26 protein-coding genes and 2 tRNA genes are annotated in these 23,396 nt (G+C 43.7%); 19 read left to right on the forward strand and 9 right to left on the reverse strand.

Annotated elements, in window-relative coordinates; all coding sequences use genetic code 11:
* Window positions 1–82: 82 nt before the first annotated feature.
* Entirely contained in the window at window positions 83–925 is an 843-nt protein-coding gene (locus K339_RS0131530) for a lysophospholipid acyltransferase family protein (RefSeq protein WP_028527155.1), read from the reverse strand.
* A 199-nt stretch (window positions 926–1,124) separates the two neighbouring features.
* Here K339_RS0131530 and K339_RS0131540 point away from each other — a divergent pair, with 199 nt between their 5' ends.
* The 4 genes from K339_RS0131540 to K339_RS35545 all read left to right on the forward strand — a co-directional run bounded on the left by K339_RS0131540 (window position 1,125) and on the right by K339_RS35545 (window position 5,922).
* Window positions 1,125–1,751 carry a WbqC family protein gene (locus tag K339_RS0131540; RefSeq protein WP_028527156.1) on the forward strand — a complete coding sequence of 209 codons (627 nt, stop codon included), beginning with the start codon at window positions 1,125–1,127 and terminating at the stop codon, window positions 1,749–1,751.
* Window positions 1,752–1,914: 163 nt separating this feature from the next.
* Window positions 1,915–4,440 carry an ATP-dependent Clp protease ATP-binding subunit gene (locus K339_RS0131545; RefSeq protein ID WP_028527157.1) on the forward strand — a complete coding sequence of 842 codons (2,526 nt, stop codon included), beginning with the start codon at window positions 1,915–1,917 and terminating at the stop codon, window positions 4,438–4,440.
* 141 nt (window positions 4,441–4,581) lie between these two features.
* Window positions 4,582–5,328, forward strand: a complete 747-nt coding sequence (locus tag K339_RS35540; RefSeq protein WP_051398398.1) for a polyphosphate polymerase domain-containing protein — start codon at window positions 4,582–4,584, stop codon at window positions 5,326–5,328.
* A gap of 24 nt (window positions 5,329–5,352) precedes the next feature.
* Complete coding sequence (locus K339_RS35545; protein WP_037302407.1) at window positions 5,353–5,922, forward strand: DUF4956 domain-containing protein; 570 nt, start codon at window positions 5,353–5,355, stop codon at window positions 5,920–5,922.
* Window positions 5,923–5,925: 3 nt separating this feature from the next.
* Here K339_RS35545 and K339_RS0131560 read toward each other — a convergent pair whose 3' ends face one another.
* Entirely contained in the window at window positions 5,926–6,984 is a 1,059-nt protein-coding gene (locus K339_RS0131560; RefSeq protein WP_028527158.1) for a hypothetical protein, read from the reverse strand.
* Window positions 6,985–7,192: 208 nt separating this feature from the next.
* Between K339_RS0131560 and K339_RS0131565 the strand changes: the two genes are divergently transcribed.
* The 6 genes from K339_RS0131565 to K339_RS0131585 all read left to right on the forward strand — a co-directional run bounded on the left by K339_RS0131565 (window position 7,193) and on the right by K339_RS0131585 (window position 11,272).
* On the forward strand, window positions 7,193–7,603 hold the full coding sequence (locus K339_RS0131565; protein ID WP_028527159.1) for a VOC family protein: 411 nt from the start codon (window positions 7,193–7,195) through the stop codon (window positions 7,601–7,603).
* 464 nt (window positions 7,604–8,067) lie between these two features.
* Window positions 8,068–8,745, forward strand: coding sequence for a LytR/AlgR family response regulator transcription factor (locus K339_RS35550; RefSeq protein WP_169731923.1), 678 nt, complete (start codon window positions 8,068–8,070; stop codon window positions 8,743–8,745).
* 183 nt (window positions 8,746–8,928) lie between these two features.
* Window positions 8,929–9,963: an acyltransferase family protein gene (locus K339_RS0131575; RefSeq protein WP_028527160.1), complete on the forward strand. Its 1,035-nt coding sequence runs from the start codon at window positions 8,929–8,931 to the stop codon at window positions 9,961–9,963.
* Entirely contained in the window at window positions 9,941–10,123 is a 183-nt protein-coding gene (locus tag K339_RS37410; RefSeq protein WP_157607842.1) for a hypothetical protein, read from the forward strand. The genes K339_RS0131575 and K339_RS37410 overlap by 23 nt, the downstream gene beginning before the upstream one ends.
* A 56-nt stretch (window positions 10,124–10,179) precedes the next feature.
* Window positions 10,180–10,764 (forward strand): c-type cytochrome, encoded by a 585-nt coding sequence (locus K339_RS0131580; protein WP_028527161.1) that lies wholly within the window; start codon window positions 10,180–10,182, stop codon window positions 10,762–10,764.
* A gap of 58 nt (window positions 10,765–10,822) precedes the next feature.
* The gene (locus K339_RS0131585) at window positions 10,823–11,272 is read left to right on the forward strand and encodes a nuclear transport factor 2 family protein (protein ID WP_028527162.1); all 450 of its coding nucleotides are present in this window, start codon (window positions 10,823–10,825) and stop codon (window positions 11,270–11,272) included.
* Window positions 11,273–11,421: 149 nt separating this feature from the next.
* Here K339_RS0131585 and K339_RS0131590 read toward each other — a convergent pair whose 3' ends face one another.
* On the reverse strand, window positions 11,422–11,985 hold the full coding sequence (locus K339_RS0131590; protein WP_028527163.1) for a T9SS type B sorting domain-containing protein: 564 nt from the start codon (window positions 11,983–11,985) through the stop codon (window positions 11,422–11,424).
* Between the two features lie 170 nt (window positions 11,986–12,155).
* Here K339_RS0131590 and K339_RS0131595 point away from each other — a divergent pair, with 170 nt between their 5' ends.
* The 4 genes from K339_RS0131595 (at window position 12,156) to K339_RS0131610 (ending at window position 16,623) form a co-directional block, all read left to right on the forward strand.
* Window positions 12,156–13,100: a Kelch repeat-containing protein gene (locus K339_RS0131595; protein ID WP_051398400.1), complete on the forward strand. Its 945-nt coding sequence runs from the start codon at window positions 12,156–12,158 to the stop codon at window positions 13,098–13,100.
* 323 nt (window positions 13,101–13,423) lie between these two features.
* The gene (locus K339_RS0131600; RefSeq protein ID WP_028527165.1) at window positions 13,424–14,266 is read left to right on the forward strand and encodes an amidohydrolase family protein; all 843 of its coding nucleotides are present in this window, start codon (window positions 13,424–13,426) and stop codon (window positions 14,264–14,266) included.
* Between the two features lie 163 nt (window positions 14,267–14,429).
* Window positions 14,430–15,713, forward strand: coding sequence for a Gfo/Idh/MocA family protein (locus K339_RS0131605; RefSeq protein WP_028527166.1), 1,284 nt, complete (start codon window positions 14,430–14,432; stop codon window positions 15,711–15,713).
* Window positions 15,714–15,720: 7 nt separating this feature from the next.
* A complete protein-coding gene (locus K339_RS0131610; RefSeq protein WP_028527167.1) occupies window positions 15,721–16,623 on the forward strand; it encodes a sugar phosphate isomerase/epimerase family protein in 903 nt (300 codons plus the stop codon).
* Between the two features lie 60 nt (window positions 16,624–16,683).
* On the opposite strand, the gene K339_RS0131615 is transcribed toward K339_RS0131610, so the two are convergent.
* From K339_RS0131615 to K339_RS0131625, 3 genes are all read right to left on the reverse strand, one after another.
* Window positions 16,684–17,211: a DUF4199 domain-containing protein gene (locus K339_RS0131615; RefSeq protein ID WP_028527168.1), complete on the reverse strand. Its 528-nt coding sequence runs from the start codon at window positions 17,209–17,211 to the stop codon at window positions 16,684–16,686.
* Window positions 17,212–17,325: 114 nt separating this feature from the next.
* Window positions 17,326–17,805 carry a response regulator transcription factor gene (locus tag K339_RS0131620; RefSeq protein WP_028527169.1) on the reverse strand — a complete coding sequence of 160 codons (480 nt, stop codon included), beginning with the start codon at window positions 17,803–17,805 and terminating at the stop codon, window positions 17,326–17,328.
* 21 nt (window positions 17,806–17,826) lie between these two features.
* Window positions 17,827–18,285, reverse strand: coding sequence for a hypothetical protein (locus tag K339_RS0131625; RefSeq protein ID WP_028527170.1), 459 nt, complete (start codon window positions 18,283–18,285; stop codon window positions 17,827–17,829).
* Window positions 18,286–18,387: 102 nt separating this feature from the next.
* Between K339_RS0131625 and K339_RS0131630 the strand changes: the two genes are divergently transcribed.
* Both K339_RS0131630 and K339_RS35555 read left to right on the forward strand, forming a co-directional pair.
* Window positions 18,388–18,729: a hypothetical protein gene (locus K339_RS0131630; RefSeq protein ID WP_028527171.1), complete on the forward strand. Its 342-nt coding sequence runs from the start codon at window positions 18,388–18,390 to the stop codon at window positions 18,727–18,729.
* A 149-nt stretch (window positions 18,730–18,878) separates the two neighbouring features.
* Window positions 18,879–19,544 carry a murein L,D-transpeptidase catalytic domain family protein gene (locus K339_RS35555; protein WP_229598858.1) on the forward strand — a complete coding sequence of 222 codons (666 nt, stop codon included), beginning with the start codon at window positions 18,879–18,881 and terminating at the stop codon, window positions 19,542–19,544.
* Between the two features lie 61 nt (window positions 19,545–19,605).
* On the opposite strand, the gene K339_RS0131640 is transcribed toward K339_RS35555, so the two are convergent.
* Complete coding sequence (locus tag K339_RS0131640) at window positions 19,606–20,679, reverse strand: phosphotransferase family protein (protein ID WP_028527172.1); 1,074 nt, start codon at window positions 20,677–20,679, stop codon at window positions 19,606–19,608.
* A 77-nt stretch (window positions 20,680–20,756) separates the two neighbouring features.
* Window positions 20,757–21,401 (reverse strand): uracil phosphoribosyltransferase, encoded by a 645-nt coding sequence (gene upp, locus K339_RS0131645; RefSeq protein ID WP_028527173.1) that lies wholly within the window; start codon window positions 21,399–21,401, stop codon window positions 20,757–20,759.
* Window positions 21,402–21,537: 136 nt separating this feature from the next.
* On the opposite strand from upp, the gene K339_RS35560 reads away from it, so the two are divergent.
* Complete coding sequence (locus tag K339_RS35560) at window positions 21,538–22,335, forward strand: polysaccharide deacetylase family protein (protein ID WP_084332384.1); 798 nt, start codon at window positions 21,538–21,540, stop codon at window positions 22,333–22,335.
* A gap of 80 nt (window positions 22,336–22,415) precedes the next feature.
* Here K339_RS35560 and K339_RS0131655 read toward each other — a convergent pair.
* Window positions 22,416–22,487 (reverse strand) — tRNA-Glu (locus tag K339_RS0131655).
* Between the two features lie 291 nt (window positions 22,488–22,778).
* Here K339_RS0131655 and K339_RS0131660 point away from each other — a divergent pair.
* Entirely contained in the window at window positions 22,779–23,135 is a 357-nt protein-coding gene (locus K339_RS0131660; RefSeq protein ID WP_028527174.1) for a winged helix-turn-helix domain-containing protein, read from the forward strand.
* A gap of 77 nt (window positions 23,136–23,212) precedes the next feature.
* Window positions 23,213–23,286: transfer RNA gene (locus tag K339_RS0131665), tRNA-Pro, on the forward strand.
* Window positions 23,287–23,396: the final 110 nt, after the last annotated feature.

Below are 23,396 nucleotides of genomic sequence, written 5' to 3' on the forward strand. Positions count from 1 at the left end.
TTTTTTCGGGTTGTGAGCAACCCTTTTCACGGTAGCCCTTCCAAGTTTCGATTTTAACGAATACGCAAACTTGGAAGGGTTTTTATTTTCGTTTGTGCTTCCAGCGATTGTGCGACCAAAGCCAGTCAGCAGGATGTTTTTTGATACTTTCTTCCAAGATATTTTTATACTTTTCAGTAATACTTCCCTCCGAAAGTGACTGATAGGGCGGCAGGGCAATGAGTTGAAACGAAGCAACGTAATACCCCCGCCGTATTCGATAAATATCAGCAAAAACGATGGGCATTTCGGTGGCCCGCGCTATCTTCTCCGTCCCAGGAAAAAAGGCGGTATCTTGGTGCAAAAACGAAAACCAATGTGCGTGCTCAGGAGAGTGGGGCGATTGGTCCGCTACAAGCCCAATGAGTCTTGGTAGGTGTTTTCTGGTAACAATTTCGCGCATTAACCGAGGCATCGGAATCAGATGAACCCCAAAAGAGGCCCGCAATGACTGCATAAATTTATCAGATTTTTCATTGGTCAACGTTTTATAAACGGCATCCACAGGAATGCCGCGCGTGGTCAAACTTGCGGGGACCCATTCCCAATTGGCGGTGTGTGCGCCAAACGACAAAAAAGGCTGGTTATTAGCAATAAAACCCTGTAATAGCTCAATGTTTTGAACTTCTACCCGCTGTTGAATTTCAGCTACGGAAAGATGAGGAAGTTTGAGCGTTTCTACGAAAATATCGGCTAAATGTTGGTAAAATTTTTGGGCAATTTGCTTGGTTTCCTGTGGCGATTTTTCAGGAAATGCCTGTTGAAGATGCTTGAAAACGAGTTTTTTGCGGTAACCGACCACATAATAAAGTAGAAAATATACAAAATCTGACAATAGATACAACACCGACAGCGGTAAATACCCTATCCAACTCAAAAATCTCATGGCCAATAATATAAGGTGGAAACATGATTAGTTGTCGCAAATGTAAAAAGCTTTACTGCGTAATCAAATACAGAAAATTTGTACTTTCTTTACTTACTATGCCTGTTTGGGGGCTTTTTGTAAATTTTTTTGTGATTTTTTTGATAATATTACTCAAATTGCTTTACTTACATAATCACATTTATTTAAGTAAAAAGCATTGTCAGTACGAATAGAGTTACAGTACTTGCCGAGTGTGGCGTATTTTGCCTGTTTATTAAAGTATGGAGAGGTAGCGCTCGAAACACAAGAACATTTTGTGAAGCAAACTTACCGAAATCGGTGCCATATTTTGGCCGCTAATGGTGTTGATACGCTTATTGTTCCTGTGATTCATTCAGCGCCCAAAATGCCGATTCGTGAAGTGAAAATTGATTATTCACAAGGTTGGGTACGGCGGCATTGGGGGGCAATTGTGGCGGCTTATGGGAAAGCACCCTATTTTGAGTATTTTGGAAGTGATTTTGAACGGGTCTATCTCAAAAAGCCAACGTATTTGTTTGACCTCAATTGGGAGTTGCTGACAATCTGTCTGAAATTATTGCGGCAAAAACCGACAATACGGCTGACGGAGGTGTTTGAAACGAGCCTTCCCGAGGGGTATTTTGACGCACTGTCACAGATTTCCCCCAAAAATCCATCGGGGCACAACATTTTCAGTAAACCCGTTGTTTATCAACAAAATTTCGGAACTGAGTTTGTTCCTAATTTGAGTATTCTTGACTTGCTGATGTGCCAAGGAGCAGATGCAACGCGTTTGCTGAAACAGTCGGTAAAGGTGGAATGAAAAACACACTATTTTTGTATATAATCTGAATACCTATTTTCTGTTAAAAAAAGGAGGAAACAAAAGAAAAAAAGGAGAATTTAATGAATTACGTCGTCGATTACGTTTTTTTTTCTAAAAAAACTAACCTACCTTACGTTTCACAACAGCTTAACTCCAACGAATGGAAGCAAAATTTTCAAATCGCGTAAAAGAAGTCATCGGATTCAGCCGTGAGGAAGCCCTCCGTTTGGGACATGATTATATCGGTACAGAGCATCTCGTTTTGGGGATGATCAGAGAGGGTGAGGGCGTGGCATTGGCCCTGTTAAAAAAACTGGGCGTTTCGTTGGACGAATTGCGCGTGACAATTGAGCAAGTTACCAAAGGAACCGCGACCAACAATATCAAAAACTTGGCCAACATTCCTTTGACCCGCCAGTCGGAGAAGGTGTTGAAAATAACCTACTTAGAAGCAAAAATTTTTAAAAGCCCACTCATTGGCACGGAGCACCTACTCCTGTCCATTCTGCGTGACCCCGATAATTTGGCCTCGCAGATTTTAGCCAAGTTTAATGTTAACTACGAAATCGTTAAGGAAATGTTAGAGTATCAATCATCAGGCACCAAACCCCACGCGGGTCCCGATACTGAGGACGACGATGAACGGAGCATGTTCAGCGGCGGTTCGCAGCAAGGAAAAGACCCCAAAAGTGCCGAAAAGTCGCGTACACCAGTATTAGACAATTTCGGCCGTGACCTTACGAAGATGGCCGAATTGGGTAAGTTAGACCCGATTGTAGGCCGTGAAAAAGAAATTGAACGTGTAGCCCAAGTACTTAGCCGCCGTAAGAAAAACAACCCAGTCCTTATTGGAGAACCTGGTGTTGGTAAAACGGCGATTGCCGAAGGTTTGGCACTTAGAATTGTACAAAAGAAAGTATCGCGTGTGCTCTTTGGCAAACGCGTCGTGACGCTTGACCTTGCTTCGCTCGTGGCAGGTACCAAATACCGTGGCCAATTTGAAGAGCGTATGAAAGCCGTGATGAACGAATTAGAAAAATCGCCAGAAGTGATTCTGTTCATCGACGAGTTGCATACCATTGTAGGCGCAGGTGGTGCATCAGGCTCGTTGGATGCCTCTAATATGTTCAAGCCAGCGTTAGCTCGGGGCGACATCCAATGTATTGGTGCCACAACGCTCGACGAATACCGTCAATACATTGAGAAGGACGGCGCTTTGGCTCGTCGTTTCCAAATTGTAATGGTGGACGCGCCAAGCGTAGAAGAAACGATTGAAATCCTCAATAATATCAAAGATAAGTACGAAGATCACCACCACGTAAACTATACAGATGAGGCCATAGCGCAAGCAGTGAAATTGTCGGAACGTTATATTACCGACCGTTTCTTGCCCGATAAGGCCATCGACGTATTGGATGAGGTAGGTGCGCGCGTACACATCAGCAACATCACCGTTCCAGAAGACATCGTGGTGTTGGAACAACAAATCGAGGAGGTGAAAAAACAAAAGAACCTCGTCGTGAAAAGTCAGAAGTACGAAGAAGCAGCACAACTCCGCGACCGCGAGAAGAAACTGCTTGATCAACTTGACCGCGCGAAGATTGCTTGGGAAGAGGAAACCAAAAAACGTCGCTATACTGTAACGGACGATAACGTGGCTGAAGTAGTAGCGATGATGACGGGTATTCCTGTAAACCGCGTCGCTCAAAACGAAGGTCAGAAGTTATTGGGAATGGCTGATGAACTCAAAGCGAAAGTAATTGGTCAAAACAACCCAATCGAAAAATTGACCAAAGCGATTCAGCGCACCCGCGTTGGTTTGAAAGACCCTAAAAAACCAATCGGGTCGTTTATTTTCTTAGGCCCAACGGGGGTAGGAAAAACAGAATTGGCCAAGGTTCTTTCGACTTACCTGTTTGACAAAGACGATTCGTTGGTGCGCATTGATATGAGCGAATACATGGAGAAATTCAGCGTGTCTCGCCTCATCGGAGCGCCTCCAGGCTACGTTGGTTACGAAGAAGGTGGACAGTTGACGGAGAAAATTCGTCGTAAGCCTTACAGCGTAGTGTTGTTGGACGAAATTGAGAAAGCACACCCTGATGTGTTTAACCTTTTACTCCAAGTGCTCGACGATGGTATTTTGACGGATGGTTTGGGGCGTCGTGTGGATTTCCGCAATACGATTATTATTATGACCTCAAACATTGGGGTGCGTGATTTGAAAGATTTCGGCTCAGGTATTGGATTTGCAACCAAAGCAAAAACCGAAAACCAAGACGATATGATGAAAACCACGATTCAGAATGCCTTGAGAAAAGCGTTTTCTCCAGAGTTTTTGAACCGTTTGGACGATGTGATTGTGTTTAATACGCTTCAACGCGAAGACATTCACCGTATCATCGACATCTCGTTGGGTAAACTTTTCAATCGCATCACTACCTTGGGATATAAAGTTGAGTTGACTGAGAAAGCAAAAGACTTTTTGTCAGAAAAAGGATACGACCAACAGTACGGTGCGCGTCCGCTCAATCGTGCCATCCAAAAATACCTTGAAGATCCCGTTGCGGAAGAAATTCTCAAGGGCGATCTTCGCGAAGGAGACACATTATTGGCTGACCATGAAGATGGAAGCGAGAATCTCGTGATTACGGTGAAGAAAAAAGAGGAAGAAGTGATTAATTAATTGCTTGAATCTTAGCGGAAACGCAATTTTCTTAAAAAATATATAGTGAAAAAACCAAAAAGGGTACGGTCTTTGATTGTACCCTTTTTGGTTTTTTGTGTATCAGGTTGCTTACAACCTGATTGATTTATGACTAAATGTATGATTGAACGTTTTCTTGATTCATTTTCTAAGATTTCGCTCAACGATATGGAATCAACGCGTTTGATGAACCGTATCGACTTTAAATATATGTTTCGTAAAGATGATTTGGGCGATGTACTGACACAATTGCAACCCTATTACCACGTTTTGCGGATGAGTTCCAAAACGGTTTTTCGTTACGATACCCTTTATTTTGACACACCCGAACGCTTGTTTTACCACCAACATTTGCACGGCAAGCTCAATCGATACAAAGTGCGAGCTAGGCGATATGTGGATACTGACGCACAGTTTTTGGAAGTAAAATTAAAGGACAATAAGCGACGAACCATCAAAAAACGGATAGCCATCGAAGAATTGTCGTTGGATTTGTGCCCAACCAGCACAGATTTTTTGGATAATATAGCGGGTGATTTTTCAGCAATGGCCCTAGAACCAACGGTTTGGGTGTATTATCACCGATTTACGCTGGTAAATAAAACCTGCCCTGAGCGCGTCACGTTTGACCTCAATATGTGGTTTCGTTGGCAAGACCAATCGGGAATTTACCCGCATATTGTGGTGGCAGAAGCGAAGCAGCGTACGTATTTTCAAAGTCCTTTTACCCTGTTGATGAGAGATATGGGCATTCGGGAGGGGGGATTGAGCAAGTATTGCTTGGGTTTGATGAGCGTTGAACCAGGCATAAAAGCAAATCTTTTCAAACCCATGTACTCAAAAATCCATCGACTAAACGAATATTGAAACACCACGGATACCTAACTCATTATGTCGAACGATTTACCATACGAACTGTTTTTTCAACTTGGCCTTGATTTGATGAGCATGGCCATTTTGCTACGTTTGATTTATTTTCCAATCTATCGCAACACTGAGTTTGTCTTTACTTTTCTCATTTTTAATCTTATTATCTTTTCGGTTACGTACTTACTGAACAAGGTAGAGGTATCGATGGGGGCGGCTTTTGGGTTGTTTGCGGTGTTTTCGATGCTAAGGTATCGAACGGAGGGTATTTCGACTCGGAATATGACGTACCTGTTTTTGGTAATTGCCTTAGGGCTAATTCATGGTATTTCGACCAACTCAGCAGGTATTACGGCCATCATAACGACGCTGTTGCTGTTGTTGACGTTTATTCTGGAAAGCAATTTTTTGTACCGTCGCCAATCGACGAAAGAGATTATGTACGATAAAATCTCGTTGACAGCCAAGTGCCACCGCCAAGCGCTGATTGAAGATTTGCAAGAGCGAACGGGCTTGCGAATCATTCGGGTAGAGGTAGAAAAACTCGATTTTCTGCGCGACATGGCCTATCTTCGGGTGTATTATTACGAATAACTTTTATTCAAAGTCCAATACCACTACTTTTTCGCAATAAATTTCCTTCAAATTGCTCCGATTGACGCGCATCACCATCACAAACGGTGCATCTCCAATCGGTAGGTCGCGCTCAGTATCGTGTTTTTGTGAGAGGTTTTTCCAATTTTGGCACAGATACATGGTCATGGCGAGAGTCGCTTTATTTTCGAGTCCACAGAAGAAGTAGCACGGGACAGTACTCGTGCCAAACTGGATGGGGAGTTTGCAAATAAAACCCACATCAAAATCTTCACTTCCTTGGTAAAAATCACTCCAAACGGTCTGTTCTAAAATGGGGTGAAAATACTTTATCCGAAAGCGGATGTTTTTTTCGTCAAATTCGAGGTAAGGATAGGCGTAGTTTGCCAATACCCAGCGGAAAAAGTAATTGGAATAGAAGCCAATCGAAAAGATACAATTTGTTTTATTTAGGTTTAAAATCGTTTCGTTAAAATCGTAACCATCGCTTTTATGGATAATTAATTCTTGATCATAGACGCGCTGGGGAAGGATTTGATGGTAGCTGTGAAACAATTGAATTAGCTCCAACAAACATTCTGTGTCCCGCGAATCGACGGTTTGCTCGTTGGCACGCGGAAATTTTCCTTGCATATCGGGCGGTGGTACGTCTTTATTGGCGTCAAAAATGGGTTGAACGACCACAATTTTTCCTTCATTTTTGATGCCAAAATAGTTGTGCAACGTCAGTGAGAACTCGCTTATGTACGATTGTGGGTTGGGATACCCCAAGAATTTGGTAAATAACTCTAAGTAATCTTCCTGAAAATTAACCACTTCACGACTTTGTACCTCGTTTTTTTTGCGCCATAGGTACATGGTATTGAAAGTGGTAGAAAACGACAACTGCGTATGTTCTTCTAAAATGGTTTGAAAATACGTTTTGTCCGTGTTTGGGTTGACCAATTTCCAAATAGAAGTTTCAGAACCTCGGTAGGTCATCCCTCGCCTGATAAACTCATTCTGAAGCTTGGCTTTTACTTCTAGGTACAGTTTTTCGCAGAGGTTTTTATTGATGTTCATTTTGAAAATTTTGTGCTAAATTATTCCAAATATATTTCAATTATTTGTTATAAATTTAATAAAATCAAACTGAGAAGAATAAATTTTAGGTGTAAAGAGGCATTACCTTTGTCTTACAATTAACCTGTGATGAACAATAAACGATGGGCTGTTTGAAGGTGTGGACAAACAGCCCTTTCGTTTTATCACCTCAAAAACACTTGTTTCTATGAAATTGAACTTAGCTCGTATTCAGCATATTGGTATTCCTGTCGTGGACTTGGCTAGCTCGGAAGCATTTTATCAAAGCTTGGGCTTTACAAATGTGATGTCTTCTACTTTTCAGCACGAAGGAGGGGAGGGGAAAGTGGCCATGATGAAGCAAGGAGACATCATCATTGAGATTTATCAAATGCCCGACGCCGCCTTAAATGAGATTCGTTCCCGCAAAGACGGCCACATCGACCACGTCGCGTTTGACGTAGAAGACATTGATGCGACATTTGAGCTTTTGAAAAAAGAAGGTTTTAACATCATCGAAGAATCGCCCGTTTTTCTTGCTTTTTGGCAGAAAGGCTGTAAATATTTCAACATCACAGGCCCCGACGGCGAGCGTTTGGAGTTTAATCAGATTTTGTAATAAAAAGTCCTTCCAAGTTTTTTTATCGCCGAAGTCGAAACTTGGAAGGACTAATTAACCCACCAAAACTGATAGGTAAGCATGATATGTAATAGTAGCGCACTGGTATAGGGCGCTACTATTTTTTGTTAAAAACATTGAAAATGCGGTTGATTTTACCGTTTAATCAATTCAGGTACAGAGGGTTTGTAGTTTTACACATCAAATAATACTTTTGAGCGTAGTAGAACCTAACTCACTTGCCCTTAAAAGTGCTTCAAAGAATCAAAAATTGGCTTTTCCAGCCTTACATGGCTTACACTATTGGCTGGCACAATTGGCCGTTGGTAGTAGGGTCGTGCATATTCCCGTTTTTGTTTTTATATATATTTGAGCCTTTTACTTTATATACTATTACCGATCCTTTTTATAAACTAAGCCTTATTTCAGGATTTGCTGCGGGGCCTCCTTTCTGCGTCATCTTCATGATTGAAATATTGGGGCGTATTTTCCCAAAAATTTACCACGAAAAAGGATGGACTGTAGGAAGTGAAATTCTATTTGTGATGGGGCTTATTTTATTAATTGCAATCTGCAATTTCACCAACGTTGTCCTTCAACACTCCGATAAAATTCCCGCCACTGCGGAGGGATTCGGAATGATGCTTTTATTTACAGCCATCATTAGCTTTTTTCCAGCAGTTACTTTTGTGTGGTTTCGATATTATAGACTGAATCATGAATACAGCCGCCCAGCCAAAGTGATGGAAACCGAGCTAGCGGAAGAGTTACAAACAGCGAATGAAGAAACAGCAATTGTACATCACTTTCTGACTTTAATGGCTGAAAATGGAAAGGATAAAGTTGTTTTAACTCCCCAAAATTTGTGCTATATCGAAGCCGATGATAACTATGTAACAGTGGTGTCTCAGGAGCCAAGTGGCAAACTGAAAAAGGAGCTTTTGAGAAGTAGCCTTAGCAAAGTAGAATCTCAAATTCAACTTACATATATTCGGCGTTGTCATCGATCCTATATGGTCAATCTACAGAAAGTATATAAGGTTTCGGGCAATGCACAAGGGTATAAACTGCATCTTTGGCAAGTGGCCGAACCCTTGCCCGTTTCCAGAGGATACGCTAAACAAGTGGTACTAGCGACCTAAAAAGGCACGTATTTTTACTTATAGGCTTTGTTATTCACCCCAAAGCCTTTACACTGACCCCATTTTTTGGCATAAAATGGCATTTTCGCCTACGTTTGTTCTGTCTATAAGCCAGCAAGGTTTAGTGTGTTTCAAGCGTTCCAGGCTTCAGTCGATATTTGAAAATATAAACCTTTAAAAACTATGAAAACAACTACCTCCTATCTTTCTAACCTCACCCCGTTGCGCGGCATTGCTGCTTTGCTTACGGTTATTTTCCACGTTGATTTGATGCTCGGCATGGGAGGTGACATGCTCCTTAAATTCAAAGACTCGCTTCTATTCACCCGCATGTATCTGATGGTGGATTTTTTCTTTGTATTGAGTGGATTTATCATGATGCACGTATATGGTAAATGGTTTACTGATTCGGTATCGGGTAGTGATTTCAAACGTTTTACTACTGCGCGTTTTGCGCGGGTGTATCCATTGCATTTTGTTACGTTGCTCTATTGTATTGGTCTCAAAATTATCATGTTGGCCAACAACGCCCCCGCCAATCCGATGGATACCGTCAGCAATGATTTTTCGACCATTCCAAGTCATTTGTTGCTGCTTCACAGCATGAATTTAAACCAGTGGTTTACGTGGAATAATGCTTCTTGGTCAATCAGTACCGAATGGTGGATGTACATGTTGTTTCCGTTTTTGGTAAAACCATTTTTGAAATTAGGCGCACTGGGCAGAGTTATGGTTGTATTGGCTTGCTTTGCGGGATACTTGGTCATAACGTTTTGGATTGTTCCGCTGGTTACTGAGCCTGCTTCAATACCTTTTGTACGAGTTGATCCCGCGCTGCTGAGTATCAATGTATCCTACCAATACGGCTTTCTGCGCTGTTTATTTGGCTTTGTGTTGGGTATGGTGATGTATGCTGGTTATCAGGAAGATTGGGGAAAAAATTGGCTTGCCAACGGCTATTCATTTCTACTGCTTACTTTGGGTTTGGGACTCTGTATGCACTTTGCTATCCCAGATGTTTTTACGGTTTCGTTTTTTCCGCTGATGATTTTGTCGGCTGCTTATGGAAGCCCAAATTTGAATACTTTTTTGGCAACCAATGCCTTACAACGCTTAGGTGATTGCCAGGCCGCTGGAGCGGTCGTTTTCGATTTATTTGGTACATCAACCGCTCATGTACACCATTCAGGCCATTATGACACTGACTGCCCCGCCTAATCCAACAGGCCCGCCGTCCAAACCAGATATGCTCACGGGCTGGCTGATATGTTTGGTATTTATCGGTATTACGTTGGTCGTATCGTACTTCACTTATCGGTTTGTAGAAGTGCCCGCGCGGCGGTGGATAAACAAATCGGGTCGAGTTATTAGCGCATAGAATTTTAGGCGTTTACCTGTTTAATTGTTAAGTCTTTTTTAAACCAATAATGTATTATGAAAAAACAAATTTCAATCTTCGCTTTTGCAGTTTTCGGTACTGCAGTTTTAATGTCTGTCAGTCCTCTAGCCGTATCTACGGCTCGCTCCGATGGTGGGACAGGGGAGTTATACACCCAAGCCCAAATTGAAAAGGGAAAATACTTAGTCGGAATCATGGGTTGTGCTGACTGCCACGCCCCCAAGAAAATGACCGCTCAAGGGCCAATTCCTGACCCTGATTTGGGATTAAGCGGGCATCCTGCCCACATTCCAATCGGTAAAGTGGTGAAAACTCAAGATTGGGTACTTTTCCATCCCATGAACACCATCGCTGTAGGGCCTTGGGGAGCTACCTTCTCGGCCAATCTTACCCCTCATGCTACGGGTATCGGCACTTGGACTGAAGAACAATTTATCATTGCCATGACTGAGGGCAAAAGCAAGGGCATTCGCTCGGCCCGTCCATTATTGCCGCCAATGCCTTGGCAGAACTATGTTCATGCCAAAAAAGACGATTTGGTAGCGATTTTTGCGTATTTAAAAAGCTGTAAGCCTGTTGAAAACGTTGTTCCACAGCCGATTAGTCCTGATAAGTTGTGAAATCGGTCAAAAGAATAACTTCTTTCCCCATCGGTTTCTGTATTAAACTTAAATTACCATGAAAAAAACATTTCTCATTCTCATCACTTCTCTTACATCATTCATCATTTCATTTTCCCAAACTGACCCACGAGAAGCGGAGCTCCGTCGCCTTGAAAATATCGAACGAGAGGCTACGATGCGTGGAGATTCAGCAACGTTGTTTGGAAAAATTTGGTCGAACGAAATGGTGGTAAATACCCCTGCGAATCGTGTTGGTACAGTAGAAGGTTCGAAAATGCAGCTTCGTACGGGAAATTTGGCGTATGCTTCGTTTGTCCGAACTATTGAAAAAATTACTTTCAATGACAACATCGCGATGGTAATGGGGGAGGAAATTACTAAACCACAAGGAATGCAGCAACATGCAGGTAAGACTGTTACCCGTCGTTTTACCAATATCTGGAAATACGCGAATAATCATTGGTTTATGATTGGACGACAGGCAACAATTATAAAAGTGGAGTAAATAAGCCACGCTTACCACCTTAAAAATGACTAACCTGACACTGATAGAGCGAGTATCCTGCTCGTTCTATCAGTGTCAGGTTTTACCCTTTGTAGGGTTACAAGCAGGGCTAGAAGCCTGTTAATAGCTAACACGAGTAGAGTCTCGCGTTAGCGAAGACAGTCTGTTTCTTTATTCATAAGTGTACTGTCCACTTTTCCAGCTTTGCCATTACTTCCCGCTTGGCTAGGATAAAAGCACCCCTTTTTGACTTTCAATTCCCTTGTGCCAGGCTCGCAAATTACGCTACAGGCTTCCCCTTCTAATAAACGCAACTTAAAATCTTTACTGATTACTCGCATCCCGTATTTGAAACGGCCTCGGTAAAGAGTTCCATCTCTTCGCAGACCGTTCCAAGCAAATTCATTCAAACGGTCGTAAAGTACTGTGGGGCGTGAAAAAATGACCGTATCGCCACTGGCACTCAAAATGGTAAAACCTTGTACCTCTAGGATTTCGTCGCTAATGAAAGGATAAAACAAATCATTGATGCCATCTCCATTTGGGGTAAACACATTGGGCATGTAAATAGACCCGTTACTGTGTTTAAAATCAACGGGTTGAAGGCCGCAGCAGGCTTCGTATTCTTTGGGCAAGGCTACATCCACTCGGTGATCGGCAAAGCAGGCTTGTAGAAGTAACCCTAGTAACAATAGTTGAGAAAACGTTTTCATGGTTGTTACGGATAAATGGGGGATTTTAGTTGGTTTGGCAATTTACATTTTTCCCAAAATCAATTAATGTTTCAGCGAGTAAAAAATGCACCACATCAGATTTATACCTTAAATGTTTACTACCAAATATGCACTCAACTCACCTTAAAACAGGCCTTTTTTGCTCAATAATGGCCCTTGCCCACTTTGGAATCGCTCAGTCGGTTGAAAACTGGGAAACTGCGCAGACCGCCAATAGCTGCACAGCACGGCACGAAAATGCGTTTACCAAAGTCGGGGATAAATTGTACCTAATTGGTGGACGCGGCACGCGGCCCGTTGATGAATTTGACCCCAAAACCAATTCGTGGAAACAATTAGCGGCTCCTCCCGTTGAGATGAATCACTTTCAGGCGATTGAATACAACAACGAAGCCTACGTGATGGGGGCGTTTATGGGACAATATCCGCACGAAAAACCGTTGACTTCTATTTATATCTTTAACCCTGCCAAAAACGAATGGCGTGAAGGAACGCCGATTCCTGCTGACCGTTTGCGGGGAGCAACGGGAGCAGTGAATTACAAGAATAAATTGTACCTCGTTTGCGGTATCCAAGATGGCCATTACGACGGGCACGTGGGTTGGCTCGATGAATTTGATCCCAAAACCAATACGTGGCGTAAACTTCCCGATGCCCCGCACATGCGAGACCACGTTTCGGTGGCGGTTATTGATGACAAATTGTACGTAGCGGGAGGGCGTCGCTCGACAGCTCGTATCAATCAGGTGTTGAATTTGACAGAGGCTGCGGTTGATGTCTTTGACTTTAAAACAAATACGTGGATGACCTTACCTGCCGACCTAAATTTACCTACGCAGCGGGCAGGAAACATGGCCGTGCCTTTTGGGTATAAATTGTTGATTATGGGGGGAGAAAGCCCCGCTCAAGTGGAAGCCCACGCGGACGTGGAGGCGTTGAATACCAAGACTATGAAATGGGAAAAGTTGCCTAACATGAATAAAGGTCGTCACGGAACAGGCGCGACGATTTATAAGAAAAAGGTGTACGTAGCGGCAGGTTCGGGCAACCGAGGTGGCGGCCCCGAATTGACTTCCATGGAAATTTTGAAATAAATAGGAAAATTAAAGATTGAATCCAAACGCACAACAAATCCCGCATCGCAGATGCGAAACCTTTGTAGATGTAGTTTCGTACAAACAAACAAATCCCAGCATCGAAGATGCAAAACGTTTGTAGATGTAGCACAAAGAAACAAATCCCGCGCATCGGAGATGCGAAACGTTTGTAGTGTTGCGCAAATAATCAAATCCCGTGCATCGGAGATGCAAAACGTTTGTAGATGTAGCACAAAGAAACAAATCCCGTGCATCGGAGATGCGAAACGTTTGTAGATTTGCGTAAACAAACGAACGTCCAATTAAATTTTTGATTTCAAATGATTATCGATTCGCACCAACATTTTTGGATATACGATGCCGAGCGCGACGCTTGGATAAACGACCAAATGACGCGTATCCGTCAAAACTTTCTGCCCGAAGATTTGAAGCCCGTTTATGAAGCCAATGGCGTAACGGGTTGTGTGGCCGTTCAGGCCGACCAATCGGACGCCGAAACCTTGTTTTTGTTGGCGTTGGCCGAAAAATATTCCTCGTTTGTGCAAGGAGTTGTGGGGTGGGTCGATTTGCAAGCAAGTGATTTGTACGACCGCCTTGATTATTATTCACAATATGAATTGTTGAAAGGATTTCGTCACGTGGCGCAGGGCGAGCCCGACGATTTTTTGGCGCGCCCCGAAATCATCAAAGGAATTCGGCAATTGAGCGCGTTTGACTATACTTATGACATCCTCATTTATCCTACGCAGTTGAAAGCCTCGTTGCAGTTGGTGCGCGAGGTGCCTGAGGTGCAGTTTGTAGTTGATCATATTGCGAAGCCCTATATCAAAGACAAAAAAATCAATACGTGGTCGAACTACATGCGGCAATTGGCGACTTACCCGCACGTTTATTGTAAAGTATCAGGCATGGTGACGGAAGCCGATTGGAAAAACTGGAAAACCGAAGACTTTTTCCCCTATTTAGACGTGGTTTTCGAAGCTTTTGGTGTGGATCGATTGATGTTTGGCTCCGATTGGCCCGTTTGCTTGGTAGCGGCAGAGTACGAACAAGTACTTGGCATCGTCCAAGAGTACATGAAACGCGTGGGTTTCTCGGAAAATGACCAAGCCAAAGTTTTGGGTCAAAATGCCGCTCGTTTTTACCGTTTGGAGGAAGTCTAGGCTTGTTTTTAAAAAAAATTATTATTTGTGCTATATATTTTAAAAAAATAGTATCAAATTTGAGTTAAAATTTGGATGCAAGGTTTTCGATAAAATTGTATTTTTGTTGAAAATCGAGCGTTCAGTCAGTTAGCTCATTCATTTCTAAATCCTTTCAATTCTCATGAACACCACTCGCCGTGAAGTGCTAAAATTGGCAGGTGCTGCTTTAGCAGGAACTGCATTTCCATCCATCATTATTCCGAACAAAGCGTTTGCTGGTATGAATTCGGAAACACTTAAAGTAGGTCTTATTGGTTGTGGTGGACGTGGCTCGGGAGCTGCCATGCAAGCTTTGAAAGCCGATCCCAACGTTGTTCTTTACGCCCTTGGTGAAATTTTCCCAGAGCGTTTTAATACCTGCCTCGAAGGTCTTCGTAAAGTACACGGCGACAAAGTACAGGTGGACGAAGGCCGTAAATTTGTTGGTTTTGATGCCTACCAAAAAGTAATCGACTCGGGTGTGGATGTTGTTCTTTTGGCAACACCGCCACATTTCCGTCCGCTTCACTTGGAAGCTGCTATTAAGGCAGGAAAACATATTTTCTGCGAAAAACCAGTAGCGGTTGATGCTCCAGGTATCCGCAAAGTATTGGAATTGGCCAAGTTAGCCAAAGAGAAAAATGTCTCTTTGGTGTCGGGCTTCTGCTGGCGTTTTCACGAGCCAAAACGCGCCGTATTTGGTAAAATCAACGAAGGTGCAATTGGCGAAGTAATGTCGGTTTACAACACCTACAACACAGGTGGCGCATGGTCATTCCCTCGTCAAGAAGGCTGGAACGATTTGCAATTCCAATTGCGTAACTGGATGTATTACACGTGGTTGGCAGGTGACCACATCGTAGAACAAGCCGTACACAGCATCGACATGATGTCGTGGGCAATGGGCGACGTTTTACCAGTAAGTGCTGTGGGAACAGGAGGTCGCCAAGTACGCGTTGACCCATTATACGGACATATTTTTGACCACTTTGCCATTACGTACGACTATCCAAACGGAGCAAAAGGGTTCCACTTCTCGCGTCAGCAAGAAAATTGTGAGCGTAGCTATTTGGTAGAAACCTTTGGTACGAAAGGACGTGCGATGGCCAACTGCTCACGCCCAACGCACAAAATTGAAGGCGCGAATCCTTGGGAGTACTCTGGTGCTCAGAACGATATGTACCAAACAGAACACAACGAACTGTTTGCGTCGATTCGTAACAGCAAGCCTATCAACAACGGTGAGTGGATGGCCAACAGTACCATGCTTGCGATTATGGGACGTATGGCGGCCTACACAGGGAAGAAAATTACGTGGGACGAAGCGATTAAGTCGAACGAGGTATTGGCACCAGACATTACAAGCTGGGATATGCCTGCACCAAAAGTAGAAGTAGCTCGCCCAGGTTTTACTCCTTTCTTCTAATCACCTCATGCAAAGAAGAGACTTCTTGAAAACCTCCACCATCGCAACTACGGCTGCGGTGGTGGGTATAGATCGTGCTGCCCTTGCGGTAAAACCCGTAGCGCGCCCGTTGATAAAAAAGAGCCTTAAATACGGAATGGTGACCGAAAAACTTTCGGTGCTTGACAAGTTTAAGCTGCTCAAAGACCTAGGATTCGACGGGGTGGAGCTTGATTCTCCCAATGAGTTAGACCCAAAAGAAATTCTAGAAGCCCGTGACAAGACAGGGTTAGTGATTCCTGGGGTGGTCAACTCGGTACACTGGAAATCGCCGCTTACGGATGCAGATCCTAAAATAAGAGAGACTTGCTCAAAGTCAATGATTAAGTCATTGAACGACTGTAAACTCTACGGTGGAACGACGGTTTTGTTGGTTCCAGGGGCCGTCAATGCAGGTACAAGTTACCAAGATGCGTATCAACGTGCTCAAGTTGAAATAAAAAAATTGATTCCTGAAGCGGAAAAAACGGGTATCAAAATCGCCTTGGAAAACGTTTGGAATAATTTCTTGATAAGCCCAGTAGAAGCGGCTCGTTTTGTCGATGAAATTAATCACCCATTGGTGGGCTGGTATTTCGACGTGGGCAATATCCTTCGTTACGGTTGGCCCGAGCATTGGATTGAGGCGCTCGGAAAGCGCATTATGAAAATTGACATCAAAGAATTTAGCCGTAAAAAACAACAAGATGAAGGCCTTTGGAAAGGGTTTGACGTGGAGTTGATGGACGGTGATTGTAATTGGCCTGTCGTTAATAAAGCCTTGGCAAAAGTAGGCTACTCAGGATGGGGCTCGGCCGAAGTACCAGGCGGCGATCGTAAGCGTTTGCAAGTGATCAGCGAACGCATGGATGCCGTTTTTAAGGCCGAATAAAATTCTTCGCTAAAACCTCCTTGAACCTCCCGAAAGTTCAAAACTTTCGGGAGGTTTTATTTACGAATATACTTCGGTATTGTTTTTTCGCTTCAAGATAAGCGCACTTACCAGCGCCACAATTAGCCCTACGGGCAATACTTCGGTGTAAGTGATGAGTACAACATACAAGGGATTTTTGTACATTTCTTTAAACTCCGCCATTTCTTTGGTTTTGGCGGCCAACGCCGCTGTATCCGTTTGGGCTACCTCCTTGAGAACGTGTGAAGTGTAAATGTCGAGGTAATCAGGCACAAACAAATAGTAATAAAAAAGCCAAACAAAGACGTACATTGTTGAGCCAATGAGGGCGATAAAAGCCCCCGTTTTAAAAGTTTGACCAAACGAGATATGTCCGCCCAGCTCTTTGTTGCGGTAGTTGCGAACGCCAAAAAAGATAAGCGAAAAAATAAGCACCATGGCCGCATAACCCATGAGCTCGTTGCCGCTGAAATCGGGGTTGGTGTAGCACAAGTTGACCATGTAAACCATGTTGACACATAAGATAGTGCCGAGAACAAGTCCGAAAATGAAGATGTAGCGTTTCATTGTTTTTTAGGGTTTTATTTTCGGCAAAACTAGGTTGAGCAGGTGGTTTGGGACTCATACTAAAGTACCAAAATGTGTTTTTAGGCCAAATTCAGACTAAAGTAGGAGAGGGCGTTAGATAATGATATTCAGTCGCTTGGCTTTTTCAATGGCCTGAGTTCGGCTTTTGACGTCCATTTTTACAAATAAATTGGAGACGTGCGTTTTGATGGTACTCAGCGATAAAAACAACCGTTCGGCGATTTCGGCGTTGCTGTATCCTTGTGCCAAAAGCTGTAAAACCTCGTATTCACGCGTGCTCAAATTCAGTTTTTGAAGTTCAGTTTCGTTAACAATGGGAGCGGAGAGCGGTTCGAGTACTACTTCTTTTTCAATAAACACCGTTTGCACTTGGGGTTTGAACAGTTGGTTGGCTACCCATATTCCAAGCAGCATAAAAAGGACGGCAATGATTCCGACGTAAATCTCAATGGAATTGTCTATGATTAAAAACTTCCATTGCAGCCATTTCAGGGCAAATACCAAAATCGCCATCAGAAAACCGTACAAAGCAAAATGACGGGTTTTAAGAAATAAGTCTTTGAAAAAGCTCATAGCGAAGCGCAACGGTGTTGTTTATTTTTGACGAATGTAGGTTTCGATATTGAGGTGATTGACGCCCAGTTTTTCTACTTTTTCGATGCCCGTAATTACCAACGTGTCCCCTTTGATTTCGTACTCAAAATCAAATTTTCCACCTTCCCATTCTCTGACATTGAAATAATCCAAGTATTCGGTGTAGCTTTTTTCGCCAATGGTCACGCGGCCACCACCTGCACTGTAATCGGCCGTAGAGTCTTTGCCATGTTGAAGGTCGTGGCGCAAAAAAGCAAAGTGCGTTGGGCTAATGATCTTAATCATTTCTTGCCCTTTGGTGTAATCGGTACGCGTGGTGTCTTTGCCTTTGATGGTGGTGCCTTGCAGTAGCTTCCAAGTTCCAACAATGGGAAACTCAGTAGTTGTTGACTGATTTGGGTCGGGCGAGCAGGCGATTAAACTGCCAAATAACAAAATAGAAACGGCGATTTTTTTCATGGAAGATAGGTTTGAGGTTTGAAAATGCGAAGATAGGTAAAACCAATGCCTGATAAATGGGATGTTTTGAGTTAATTTTGCAAAAATTTTAATGGAAAAGCCATGACGCTCTTTTGGACAAAAAACTTAATTCGTGACGTTATCATCACCATTGGAACAAGTATTCTAGTAACAATTTTCTGTTTTATAGGCCCTACTATTCACACACCGTTTTTTGTTGGAATGCTTACTGCGTTGGGGCTGGGGTGGCTTCAACCCAAAAAAGGATGGTTGTTGGCGATTGAGCAAACTGTATTGATTGCGCTATTTTATTTGGTGTTCAATACGTTCAAAATTATGACTCCACTTGATGCCGAAGCAACCCAATTCACGGCTTTATTGCAGTTTTTTCCTGCGTTCACAGGAAGCTTTTTAGGAAGTTTTATTCGGAAAATATTCAAATAGACAAAGGCAATCGTTGGGGAAGGACCTGTTCTATTATCCTGATTATAATCAGTTTATCGGAAAAAGAATCGTAAAAAATGCAACATTTTTTTTAATTTAGGCGTTAGCTTTTTTGTGAAATAGAAACGTGAATCTCGAAAATGGAGTTTATGAAGTCATTACATGCCCGCCTATTTGTTTTTTTATTCGTACTTTCTTCCCTGACAGTCACCGCCAAACCTCGCTTAACCACCTACAGTTCTTTGGTAACCATCTACCAAGAACTCAGCTTAGACGAAGCAGGACTCAGCCACAGCGTTTTTGAGTATGCCATTCGCGGAGTTCAGAAAGTAAACCCAGCCAAAGCCATTCTGGCCATTGTGGATTTGAGCCAACCTTCGGTGAATAAGCGTTTGTACGTCATTGATTTGCTCAAACGGAAGCTCCTTTTCCGTACCTACGTGGCACATGGACGTAATTCGGGGGATTTGTTTGCACAAAAATTTTCTAATGAAGTCTCTTCGCTGCAATCAAGTTTGGGATTTTACCAAACTTTGGGGACGTACCAAGGCAAACACGGCTTGTCGCTGAAACTCAAAGGGCTTGAAAATGGCTTTAACACCAACGCCCTCGACCGTGCGGTCGTAATGCACGGCGCCGACTATGTCAGCGAAGATTTTATTCGTAAAATTGGCCGTTTGGGACGCAGTTTCGGTTGCCCAGCCGTACCGTACGGAATCCACAAAGACATTATCGAAACCCTTAAAAACGGAGCTTGCTTATTTGTTTTCTCTCCCAATCAAAACTACTTGAAGAAATCCACGTTTCTGCTTTAGAGTAAGCCTTTGTGCCTTACCTTTTGGCTCACGCAGAAGCGCGGAGTCGGAAATCTAACTCCTATATTTTGCCGCGCTCGATGGCTTTAGAGGCTGAGTTGGTTAAGGCATGTACGCCCATCAATAAGGCGCCAAAACGCTCATCTTTGCTAAATCCTTTTTTCCAGCGCGCATAAATCTGCTGAATGACAACTGTGTTTTTGAACAAGCCGAAAACGTAGTAATACAAAATGTTGGACAAATCGCGGCCACTTTTTTCGGCATAGCGGTCGGCAAATTCTTGACGTGTTAAGTTGCCAGGAAGCCACGTTAGGTTAAAACTTTTCTCAAATGCCCCATCGCCTGCTTCGGCCCAATAAGAAAGCGAGGTGCCTACGTCCATGAGTGGGTCGCCGATGGTGGTCATTTCCCAATCCAATACCGCCAAAATTTCGTTTAAATTCTGGGAATTGAGCACTACATTGTCGTATTTATAGTCGTTGTGAATCAGGGTGGGGGCGTTTTCAGCAGGCAAATTTCTCACCAACCACTGATACACCTGCTCAAAAGCGGGCACATCGTCGGTTTGGGCGTTTTGATACCGACGGTACCAGCCTTCGACTTGACGTTGTATGTAACCTTCTGGCTTCCCGAGTTGGATTAACCCTGTTTGCTGAATGTCTAAGCCGTGTAAAACCACCAAGTTGTCCACCAATGCCTCCGAAAGTTGCCGCATGGTTGTTTCGCTCAAACCCAATTTGGACGCCGAATGTGCCCTTAGAATCACACCTTGCACGCGCTCCATGACGTAAAAGGGGCAATCGAGGATATTTTCATCGTCACAAAAAACAATAGGCGTAGGAATTTTGGTGTACCCTGCCGCGTGCAGCATCGACAACACCCGAAACTCCCGCCCCATGTCATGTCCTCCTTTGATATTTTTAGCTCCAAACGGCGGGCGTCGCAGCACAAATTCCTTCCCTGTATCGGTTTTTAGGAAGTAGGTTAAATTAGAATAGCCTCCTGGAAATTGACTTACTTCCGTAACTGTCCCGATTGCAGGGGCTTGAGTCCCAAAATAGGCGTTGAGTTGGGCTAAGTCAAGCTGCTCGCCTTCCCGTACTGAGGTTGGAGTATCGTTTTTGATGGTGGACATTACGTAGCTGATTGTTGGAATAAATGGTATTTTTTATGAGAAGCGCTCAGTGCCACTTGCCTCTGCTCATGTGTTTTTTAAACTTTCGCCCCAAATGACAAATCACCTGCGTCACCCAAACCTGGCACGATGTAATAATGAGGGTCAAGTTTTTCGTCGATGGCACCAATCCAAAGACGACATTCGGGCATTCGGCTTTGGAGGTATTTTACCCCTTCGGGACTGGCAATGACGGCGGCGATGTGCGTTTGGGCAGGAATACCAAATCGAAGGAGTGCATGATATACCTTTTCTATCGACCGACCTGTGGCCAGCATGGGATCCATCAAAATAAGCGTACGGTCTTGTAAATCAGGGGCGGTAATGTAGTCCATTTCTACTTGAAAGTCTTCTTCGCCAATGTGGTGGCCTCGGTAGGCACCAATGAAAGCGTTGTCGGCTTGGTCAAAAATATTGAGAAAGCCTTGGTGAAAAGGCAAACTTGCGCGCAAAATAGTGGCCAAAACGGGAGGCTGACGTAGTAATCGAGTTTGGGCAACTCCCAGCGGCGTAGTCACTTGCGCTTGACGGTATGGCAACGATTTAGAGATTTCATACGCCAATAATTCCCCCATCCGTTCTAGGTTTCGGCGAAACTTCATGCGGTCTTGTTGAACGTCAACGTCACGAAGTTCGGCTAAAAAATGGTTGGCTACGGAGGGTTGTTGGGTCAAAACAAACATGAGTAAGTAGGTGGTTTGGTTTTAGGGCACTACATTTGCCGCGACGATAATACAAAGACATTCATAGAAAACCAAAAACCTCTACCAACAAAAAAAAGGGGAGGTGGGATAGGCAAAAAAGTTAAAAAACTTGGGGATGAAAAATAGCGTTTTGGGATGGTTTGCTGTACTGAGTATCCTGATGATAGGGTGTAACGAACGGCCTGAAAACCAGCATCGAGCAGGGTATGCTCTGACTTTTGACGACCGTTATGTGGAGGAATGGACGAAGCTGCGGCCGCTGCTAAAAAAATACGGTGCAAAGGCGACGTTTTACGTAACGCAGTTTGACAGTTTAAGCCCGAAAGAAGTACAGTTACTGCATGAACTTACCCAAGACGGGCACGAAATTGGAGCGCACGGCGCGGCCCACATTAGGGTATTGGATTGGCTCAGAGGGGGAGGAGCGTTGGACGATTTTTACAAATTTGAAATAGAAGGCGAATTAAATGTAATGCGCAAAGCAGGTTTTCGACCCGTTACGTTTGCGCACGTCGGCGGGCAACAAACGTGGTGGACTGACCGACGACTCTTGCGTGATTATTTTAAACTGTTGCGCGATGTTTCGATGACCGAGCGGCATTTGCCTTTTATTACGATTCGCCAGCCCATTTTTGCCATCGACGATATTTATTATCAGTTTGATGGCTCACAAAAGGTTCACGCGTTGCTGATTGACCAATACACGAACCTGACGCGTTCCCAATTGAAAGATGGTCTGATTCGGGCTAAAAACACCCATTCTGTGCTAATGTTGCTGGGCCATCGTCCACTGTTTACGCCTTCGGAAGAACCCTACGCTTTTTCGGTACAATTGTTAGAAGAGTTTTTGCAAGACGGCCAACGAATGGGGCTTAAATCCTACACAATGCTTGAATTGGTCACGGCCAAGTAGCGGGCGCGTTTGGGAAGGCTAAAAAACAAAAACGCCCCAAAACTTGTGGTTTTGAGGCGTTACGTTTCGCGCTGCGATTGTGACCCGTAGGGGAATCGAACCCCTGTTTCAACCGTGAAAGGGTCGTGTCCTAACCGCTAGACGAACGGGCCGACTGGTCTCATTGTTCGCTGCGTTTGTGAAACGTGGTGCAAAGGTACGATTATATTTCACACAAAAAACATTTGCACAAAAAATATTTTTATTTTTCTTGAAAGTGCCTGACCAGGAATCTAACCGCTAGACGAACGGGCCGACTGGTCTCATTGTTCGCTGCGTTTGTGAAACGTGGTGCAAAGGTACGCCGATTTTTGACACTGTCAACAGTTAGATTATTATTTTTTTGGAAATAATTTTTTAATCACTGACAATCAGTAGATTTGGGTCAAGAAAAAAAGTAGAACGTGAAGCATCTTTTAAAAGAAATCCCATTTAGGGTATCAGGAAGTCTTTGGATAGAAAGTGACGAGCAGCGATTTTTGGGGCCAGGTAGGGTAGAGCTATTGGAGCGCATTGCCGAGACGGGTTCCATCAACCAAGCTGCCAAGCAAATGGGGATGTCGTATAAAAAAGCCTGGGAGATGGTCAATTCTTTGAATACGCAAGCCAAAAAGCAGTTGGTAGTTACCCAAACGGGAGGAGAAAGAGGAGGAGGGGCGATTGTAACGGAGGAGGCCTGGGAGTTAATCGCAGCTTATCGTCAAATTCGGGAGCGTTTTCAGCGTTTTTTAGAGGAGGAAAGTCAATTTTTAAGGGAATAATTTCAGTAAGAGTTGACACTTATCAAAAAATAAAATACTTTTGCTGCCACTTTTAGCGAAAGCTAACGGTAAAGTTTCGGGATATGGCGCAGTCCGGTAGCGTACTTGTCTGGGGGGCAAGGGGTCGTGGGTTCAAATCCCGCTATCCCGACAACAAAAAAGCACTTACGGTTCGAATCGTAAGTGCTTTTTCATTTTTACAGCAATATAAAAAGACGGCTTTTATGACTCCATCACCCGCAAGCCTAACCTTTGAATGGT

This window comes from Runella limosa DSM 17973, assembly GCF_000482465.1.
GTDB classification, from domain to species: Bacteria; Bacteroidota; Bacteroidia; order Cytophagales; family Spirosomataceae; genus Runella; species Runella limosa.

What these genes read in the sequence shown, in the direction of transcription:
- K339_RS0131530 (WP_028527155.1), bottom strand. Translation starts at nt 925, where the DNA reads ATGAGATTTTTGAGTTGGATAGGGTATTTACCGCTGTCGGTGTTGTAT.
- K339_RS0131545 (WP_028527157.1), top strand. Translation starts at nt 1,915, where the DNA reads ATGGAAGCAAAATTTTCAAATCGCGTAAAAGAAGTCATCGGATTCAGC.
- K339_RS35540 (WP_051398398.1), top strand. Translation starts at nt 4,582, where the DNA reads ATGATTGAACGTTTTCTTGATTCATTTTCTAAGATTTCGCTCAACGAT.
- K339_RS35545 (WP_037302407.1), top strand. Translation starts at nt 5,353, where the DNA reads ATGTCGAACGATTTACCATACGAACTGTTTTTTCAACTTGGCCTTGAT.
- K339_RS0131560 (WP_028527158.1), bottom strand. Translation starts at nt 6,984, where the DNA reads ATGAACATCAATAAAAACCTCTGCGAAAAACTGTACCTAGAAGTAAAA.
- K339_RS0131565 (WP_028527159.1), top strand. Translation starts at nt 7,193, where the DNA reads ATGAAATTGAACTTAGCTCGTATTCAGCATATTGGTATTCCTGTCGTG.
- K339_RS35550 (WP_169731923.1), top strand. Translation starts at nt 8,068, where the DNA reads ATGATTGAAATATTGGGGCGTATTTTCCCAAAAATTTACCACGAAAAA.
- K339_RS0131575 (WP_028527160.1), top strand. Translation starts at nt 8,929, where the DNA reads ATGAAAACAACTACCTCCTATCTTTCTAACCTCACCCCGTTGCGCGGC.
- K339_RS37410 (WP_157607842.1), top strand. Translation starts at nt 9,941, where the DNA reads ATGACACTGACTGCCCCGCCTAATCCAACAGGCCCGCCGTCCAAACCA.
- K339_RS0131580 (WP_028527161.1), top strand. Translation starts at nt 10,180, where the DNA reads ATGAAAAAACAAATTTCAATCTTCGCTTTTGCAGTTTTCGGTACTGCA.
- K339_RS0131585 (WP_028527162.1), top strand. Translation starts at nt 10,823, where the DNA reads ATGAAAAAAACATTTCTCATTCTCATCACTTCTCTTACATCATTCATC.
- K339_RS0131590 (WP_028527163.1), bottom strand. Translation starts at nt 11,985, where the DNA reads ATGAAAACGTTTTCTCAACTATTGTTACTAGGGTTACTTCTACAAGCC.
- K339_RS0131595 (WP_051398400.1), top strand. Translation starts at nt 12,156, where the DNA reads ATGGCCCTTGCCCACTTTGGAATCGCTCAGTCGGTTGAAAACTGGGAA.
- K339_RS0131600 (WP_028527165.1), top strand. Translation starts at nt 13,424, where the DNA reads ATGATTATCGATTCGCACCAACATTTTTGGATATACGATGCCGAGCGC.
- K339_RS0131605 (WP_028527166.1), top strand. Translation starts at nt 14,430, where the DNA reads ATGAACACCACTCGCCGTGAAGTGCTAAAATTGGCAGGTGCTGCTTTA.
- K339_RS0131610 (WP_028527167.1), top strand. Translation starts at nt 15,721, where the DNA reads ATGCAAAGAAGAGACTTCTTGAAAACCTCCACCATCGCAACTACGGCT.
- K339_RS0131615 (WP_028527168.1), bottom strand. Translation starts at nt 17,211, where the DNA reads ATGAAACGCTACATCTTCATTTTCGGACTTGTTCTCGGCACTATCTTA.
- K339_RS0131620 (WP_028527169.1), bottom strand. Translation starts at nt 17,805, where the DNA reads ATGAGCTTTTTCAAAGACTTATTTCTTAAAACCCGTCATTTTGCTTTG.
- K339_RS0131625 (WP_028527170.1), bottom strand. Translation starts at nt 18,285, where the DNA reads ATGAAAAAAATCGCCGTTTCTATTTTGTTATTTGGCAGTTTAATCGCC.
- K339_RS0131630 (WP_028527171.1), top strand. Translation starts at nt 18,388, where the DNA reads ATGACGCTCTTTTGGACAAAAAACTTAATTCGTGACGTTATCATCACC.
- K339_RS35555 (WP_229598858.1), top strand. Translation starts at nt 18,879, where the DNA reads ATGAAGTCATTACATGCCCGCCTATTTGTTTTTTTATTCGTACTTTCT.
- K339_RS0131640 (WP_028527172.1), bottom strand. Translation starts at nt 20,679, where the DNA reads ATGTCCACCATCAAAAACGATACTCCAACCTCAGTACGGGAAGGCGAG.
- upp (WP_028527173.1), bottom strand. Translation starts at nt 21,401, where the DNA reads ATGTTTGTTTTGACCCAACAACCCTCCGTAGCCAACCATTTTTTAGCC.
- K339_RS35560 (WP_084332384.1), top strand. Translation starts at nt 21,538, where the DNA reads ATGAAAAATAGCGTTTTGGGATGGTTTGCTGTACTGAGTATCCTGATG.